The sequence below is a fragment of the Protofrankia sp. CiT1 genome, from assembly GCF_917627335.1.
Lineage (GTDB): Bacteria > Actinomycetota > Actinomycetes > Frankiales > Frankiaceae > Protofrankia.
Window position 1 is genome coordinate 1 of record NZ_CAKJTP010000193.1, and the last position, 6375, is coordinate 6375.

5 protein-coding genes are annotated in these 6375 nt (G+C 69.7%); 1 reads left to right on the forward strand and 4 read right to left on the reverse strand.

Annotated elements, in window-relative coordinates:
• On the forward strand, positions 1 to 1061 hold a 1061-nt coding region (locus tag MJ785_RS19540; protein WP_370652996.1), incomplete at its 5' end, for a TolB family protein.
• Positions 1062 to 1121: 60 nt separating this feature from the next.
• On the opposite strand, the gene MJ785_RS19545 is transcribed toward MJ785_RS19540, so the two are convergent.
• From MJ785_RS19545 to MJ785_RS19560, 4 genes are all read right to left on the reverse strand, one after another.
• The gene (locus MJ785_RS19545) at positions 1122 to 3590 is read right to left on the reverse strand and encodes an ATP-binding cassette domain-containing protein (protein ID WP_239307913.1); all 2469 of its coding nucleotides are present in this window, start codon (positions 3588 to 3590) and stop codon (positions 1122 to 1124) included.
• Between the two features lie 300 nt (positions 3591 to 3890).
• The gene (locus MJ785_RS19550) at positions 3891 to 5042 is read right to left on the reverse strand and encodes a DUF2993 domain-containing protein (protein ID WP_239382170.1); all 1152 of its coding nucleotides are present in this window, start codon (positions 5040 to 5042) and stop codon (positions 3891 to 3893) included.
• A gap of 85 nt (positions 5043 to 5127) precedes the next feature.
• Entirely contained in the window at positions 5128 to 5829 is a 702-nt protein-coding gene (locus tag MJ785_RS19555) for an SDR family oxidoreductase (protein WP_239307911.1), read from the reverse strand.
• A 4-nt stretch (positions 5830 to 5833) separates the two neighbouring features.
• Positions 5834 to 6375: FAD-linked oxidase C-terminal domain-containing protein (locus MJ785_RS19560; RefSeq protein WP_305039924.1), on the reverse strand; the 542-nt coding region annotated here is incomplete at its 5' end.

The following is a 6375-nucleotide window of genomic DNA, read 5'->3' on the forward strand; positions in this document are numbered from 1 at the left end:
CCGTACGAGGCGGCCGGGTGGTACCGCGGCCCCGCCGCCGGACAGCGCTCGTGGTCGCGGGCGGCGGTGTCGCCGTGGTGGCCGTGCTCGGCGCGGTGCTGGCGCTGGCGCCGCGTGGTTCGGGTACGGGGGGCAACGTGAAGGTGGCCGACATCCTGCCGAAGTCCGCCGTCGGGCTCGGCGATGACACGCTGGTCTACTCCAGCGAACAGAACGGCACGAAGGCCGTCTACAGCCTGCAGGTCGGCGCGGACGGCCCGGTGGGGCCGCCACGGCCGCTGACCCGCGACGCGCGGCCGGACACGCTCCCGGTGATCGTCGGACCGAAACGCAGGACCGTCCTCTACACGGTGGGTGACTCCTCCCCCAGCCTGAAAGCGATCGCCGCGGACGGCAGCGTCGGCCCGATCTCGCTTTTCGGCTCCGGCCCGGCAGCGGACATCCAGATCGCGCAGGACGCTCGGGCATCGGTCGATCCCACCGGGAGGTTCATCGTCATCAAGGCCGACATCGGCCCGAACGACGGCACCGCCGGCCTCTACGTCATCGCGATGGACGGGTCGAGCGTCCGGCAGCTGGGCGTGCCCGCCGGGGCCACCGACCCGTCCTGGTCCCCGGCGGACAACCGGATCGTCTACTTCGTCAGCGAGAACGGGAGCAACGGCGGCAAGCTGTTCAGCATCGACGCGTTCGACACCGCCGCGACGCCCACCCAGCTCACTGACGGCAGGAACGGCCTTGATGCCGACCCGTGCTGGTCACCGGACGGCAAGAGGATCGCGTTCCGCCGCAGCGCCGGGACGAACCTCGCCGAGATGGACATCTACGTCATGGACGCCGCCGGGGGCACACCGACACAGCTGACCGAGGCCCCCGGTCAGGAGCAGGACCCGTCGTTCGCGTCCGGCGACAACAAAAAGATCACCTACACCGCCCAGCGGCCCGGCGACACCAACCGCGAGATCTACGTGACGGATGCGAACCGCCTCGACGACGCCCACGCACAGCGACTGACCACGTTCACCGGCCTGGACGCCACCCCCCGCTGGCAGTCCGGCTGATCCGGGCTCCGGCTGGGCCGCCAGCGGGGGAACAAGGGGGAACAGGAGCCCTCCAGCGGCTCAGCGGGCCGCCTGTTCGGGCTTGCGCTTCTTGACTGTCTTCGGGTCCATCCGGCGGATCAGGAAGGCGGTCACGATGACGCAGATCACGCCGATGCCCACGCCGGCACCGATATCGGTGAAGTAAGCCGACGAGGTGTGATCGAAGAACGGGTCGACGACCACCTTGCTGTTGATCAACTTGCCATCGGGACGGAGGACACCGGCGAGGCTGATCCGGTTGAGGTCACCGACCGAGGACAACCCGGCAAAACCCCAACGGGCCGGCGCGATCACGCTGACCTGCTCCAGGCCGGGCTTGCCGTGAACCGGCAGGATGCCGCCGCTGAACACAAGCTGTGCCATGGTAAGAAGCACGAGCAGCGGCATGGTCTTGTCCGCGTTGTCGACCAGCGCGGAGATGACGAGCCCCAGCATGGCCGAGGACAGCGAGACCACGATCACCGCGATCAGGCACTCGGCGAGGGAGTTCCCGAGCGCGACCCCTTCGTCGGGCGCCCGGCCGACCAGCGCGATCAGGGTGAACGGGATGGCTTGCAACGTAGTGATCAATGTCAGGACGAGGATCTTCGAGCCGATGTAGGCGGTGCGGGACAGCCCGATCGCCCGCTCTCGGCGGTAGATCGCCCGTTCCTTGACGATCTCCCGGACCGAGTTCGCCATGCCCATGAAGCAGGCGCACAACACCATCACCAGCAGGATCGTGGCGGCGTCCGCGTTCGGCGAGCCGTCCCCGGGGAGGGTGAAACTACCGGGTATGGCACGCGGTATGAGCCCGAGCAGAAACGGGAACACGACGATGAGCCGCAGGTAGGACCGGTCGGACGCGACCACCGCCAGCGTCCGCCGGCTTAAGGTGATCAGCTGGGAGAACACCGACTGCTGGCGGATGCTCGGCAGTTCCTCCGGCGCGGGACGGGCCGAGGGCGCGGTGACCGACGCCGGCACGTAGTAGCGCGACTGGCGGAACCGAGCCGCCGACTCCGCTCCCGCCGTGGCCTCCAGCATCAGGAAGACATCCGGGTAGTCCTTCTTCGCGAAGAAGGACAGGGCGTCGCGCGGCGGGCCGAAGTAGGCGACGTACCCGCCGGGGGCGAGCACCAGAACGTAGTCACACAGGTCCAGCTGGGCCACGCTGTGGGTGACGACGACGACCGTCCGCCCGTCGTCGGCAAGCTTGCGCAGCGACTCCATGACGTTCTTGTCCATGCCCGGGTCGAGTCCGGAGGTCGGCTCGTCCAGGTAGAGCAGGGTGGGCTTGGTGAGCAGTTCCAGCGCGACGCTGGTGCGCTTGCGCTGCCCACCGGACAGCTTGGCCACCTGGGTGCCGGCGTGCTGGGTGAGCCCGAGTTCCGCGATGACCTCGTCCACCCGGGCGCCGCGTTCGGCCTTGGTCGTGTCCGGCGGGAAGCGCAGCTCAGCGCCGAACTCCAACGCCCGCCGCACCGTCAGGGTGGTATGGAGCAGATCCTCCTGGGGGACGTACCCGATACGGCGGCGGAGCTCGTCGTACTCGGAGTACATGTCCCGGCCGGCGTAACGCACCGTGCCCTTGTCCGCCGGACGGAACCCGGTAAGGGCGTTGAGCAGCGTGGATTTGCCCGCACCGCTCGGCCCGACCACCGCCAGCAGCGCCCGGCCGGGCAGCCGGAAGGTCATGTCGTGCATGAGCTGTTTCTGGCCGGCCCACACGTTCAGGCCGTCAGCCTCGAAACTGACGTCCCCGGAGTCGATGTACTCGACGAGCTCGTCGTCGACGAGCTGGAAGACATGGTGACCGACAGCAATCACTGCGCCCTGCGGCAGCTTCTCCCGGACGATGCGCTTGCCGTTGACGAAAGTGCCGTTGGCGGAGTCGAGGTCCGCGATCTCCACCTCGCCGGGGCCGTCCCCGCTATGACCGACGTACAGCTCCGCGTGCCGGCGGGACGCCAACAGGTCGCCCACGACGATGTCGTTCCCGCGGGAGCGCCCGATGGACATCGTGCCGGGATGCAGCCGGTAGGCCGTCTGGCGTTCGTGCTCGCGCTCAAGGTCGTGTGCGCCGGAGTCATCCAGAGCCTGCGGGCGCTGCCTCGGCAGCTGCGGTCCGGGCTCGTAGTTGGTGCTCTCCCGCAGCATCGTCGGCATCTCGAAATGCGGATCATCGAACCGGGGGAGGACCTCGCGGCTGGCGGGCGCCTCCGGCCGGACGACGACCTCCGGCCCGGTCGGGGTGCCGAGCCGGAACCGGATCTCGCCGTTCACATCCACGCGCTGCACACGCTCGCCGTCGAGCCAGGTCCCGTTGGAACTGATGTCCCGCACGGCCCAGCCCGCCCCGACCGGCTCGATTAACAGATGACGGCGGGACACCCGGCTGTCGGGCATGACGAAGTCGGCCGTGCGAGCACGGCCGACAACGAACGGCTGGCCGGCAGGCACGGTGGCCACGTTGGCGCCGCTGACGACTCTCAGGGTCGTCTGCACGTGTTTCCCCCTTCAGGACGGGACACAGGCCGGATGCCCCGCCGAACTACTTCGACATGGATCGTCCGATCTTGCGGGTCGTCCGGATCGTAGCGCCGCCCACGGACCGTGATCTAGGCCGGGGTGGGCCAATCACGCGGACACGACGCAGAGGGGCAGACTGCGCGGTGTCGGTCATGGCCATATCAGGCATGTCCGGAGACGACCGGCTGTCAGTCGGACACTATCCGGCACGGATCGAGGATCTCGCATAACCCGCGCGGCGGTCCGGGAACTGTCGCCGATTCGACCAACATCGGTTCAGGAACCGGCAGGAAGGACGACATCAACGGCTGAGGCCAGCACCGCGATACCGTTCTTACCGGCGGTGGCGCTCTCGATCCGCAGGTTGAACGGCAGCCCGGCGATCGGCAACGGGATCGCCGGTAGCGCCAGCCCCCCAGGCAGAACCAGGATGAGGTTGTTGTCCTTGACGGTGAAACCCGTTTCGATCGCCTGCGGACCAATGATCGAACTCAGGAATGGCACGTTCACGGTCACTTTGACCTTGCCATCACCGGCGGGCGCCACCTGTACCTTGCCGATCGACAAATTCAGGCCCGCCAGATATGTGTTGAGATCGCTATAACTGATCTGTACAGCGGCGGTCACCTTGTCGACCGGAACTTCCCCCACCTGGTCACGGATCGCGTCACCGAACGGTACGTGAACCCCCTGGAGCCTGGCTTTCACCTCCGAGATACGCGGCCCAGGTGTGGAGATACCCGTCACCGTCACCCGCAGGTCGTCGTACTTGCCGAACAGGACCTGGGTAAGGAACGGAATGCCACCAATACTGACATCGGTAACCCTGGGTGGTGTGACGGTCGGATCCTTGCTGGTTTGGGTGATAGCTGCCTCCGCCTTCACCTTCATCTGGCTTTCGGCGATCGGCACCGCCGCCCGGTCGGCCACAACCAGCAGAGCGAGCAACACGATCACTGTGATGACCGGCCAGCGCCGCCGTCGGCGGCGGCGGCGCGGGGCGGCTGGCGAGGCCATCACGCCGATCGGCTCGACCGGCGGCGGGACGGGGGGCCGCCGCGCCGGGTCAGCCTCGGCCGGGTACTCGGTGGCATCGTCGGCCGGCTGGAGCGGCTGGGCGGAGCCGGCCGGGTAAGCGTCGGCCGGGTAGGCATCGGGCGGATAGGCATCGCCGGGTCGTGCCCCGACCCGGCGGGTGTCCTGAGCGGTCCGGTCCACCGGCTGGGCCGGACCGGGCCATGCCTGCGGGGGCTGGCCAGACGGACGGAACGAGTCCGCCGGTGGGGGTGGGGCGCTCGGACCGACCTTGGCACGGCGCGCTCCGGGATGCCCGCCGGTGGCACCGCCCGCGCCCGCCGGCGGGAGACGACGGGTGGACTCCTCTGCTTCGCCGCCCCGGTTCACGCCGTCGTCAGGTCCGCTTGTCACGGGACGAATCGTCGCACGATCGGCTGGTCCTGGCACGGACTGGGTCGCGCGCCTGGGCCAGCCGAGGCCTGGGCCGGCCCAGGCGTCAGCCGTCGCCGAACAGCTGCGGCGCCCGGTCGGGCGCCTTCGGCGGGACAAGGCGGAACACCGATCCGCGCGGGGCCGCGTAGACATTCCAGAAGTGGTCGGCCACCGCCTCCGGTATGAGCGGGCCAGCGGGCGCGACCCGGGCCTCCAGCACCACGGTCCGCAGCCGGATTCCGCGCGCCTGGAGCACGGGCGCAAGCGATGTCCCGAGCGCGAGCAGGCCGGCCTTGCCGATGGCGAGGGCGAGGCGGCCGGCGGCCGGCTCGGTGCGCGGCCCGGCCGCGGTCAGCAGCACACACGCCGAGGGACGATCGGCAAGCAGCTCCGCGGCGGCCTGCACAACAGTGAGCGCGCCGGTCACGTTGACCGCCAGCGTCTGGTTGACCGTTTCCGCCGGCACGGACAGCGCGGTGCCCCGGATGCTCAGCTTCGCGTTGTAGACGACGGCCGTCAGGCCGCCGAGAGCGTCCGCGAGTGTGCCCAACGCCGCGGTGACGGCGCCCGGTTCGGTGACATCGGCGACCTCGCCGAGCAGCGCGACATCGTCGCTGGCGAGGTCCGCTTCGATCCGCCCGACGGTGTCGGCCGACCGGGCGATCACGCCGAGCGCGAAGCCCTCCCGGGCGAACCGGCGCAGGAGCTGGGCGCCGAACGCCCGCCCCGGTCCAACGATGACCAGCGCCCGCTCCTCCTGCCGCATGCGCTTACGGTAGGAGAATTCCGGGATTGAGGATCCCCGCCGGGTCGAGAGTGTCCTTGACCGAGCGAAGTACCGCCAGCCCGATGTCACCGATCTCCGCCGCGAGCCACGGCTGATGCTCGGTGCCGACGGCGTGATGATGGGTGACCGTCCCGCCCCCGTCAACGATCGCGCGGGTGGCCGCGGCCTTCACCCTCCCCCAGCGCGCCACCGGTTCGTCGGGCTGGGGACACACGACGGTGAAGTACAGTGACGCGCCGGTCGGGTAGACGTGCGAGATGTGGCACATGACCACCCCGGGCACATCCTCGGCGGCCAGCGCCGCGGCGATCGCGTCCCGCACCCCGGCATACAGGCCGGGCAGGGCCGACCAGAAGCCGGCCGTCTCCAGGGTCTCGGCGAACATCCCGGCGTCCAGCAGAGCGTCACGCAGGTACGGGCCGTGAAAGCGGCCGCGCAGCCACTCGGCGCCGGCATCGTGCCCCAACGCGGCCGCCCCGGCGGCGCGCAGCAGCTCGCCGACCTCGGCCCGGCGCGCGGCGACCC

Bases quoted from the DNA above. Each gene is read 5' to 3' on its own strand.
- MJ785_RS19555 (WP_239307911.1), bottom strand. From the start codon at position 5,829: ATGCGGCAGGAGGAGCGGGCGCTGGTCATCGTTGGACCGGGGCGGGCG.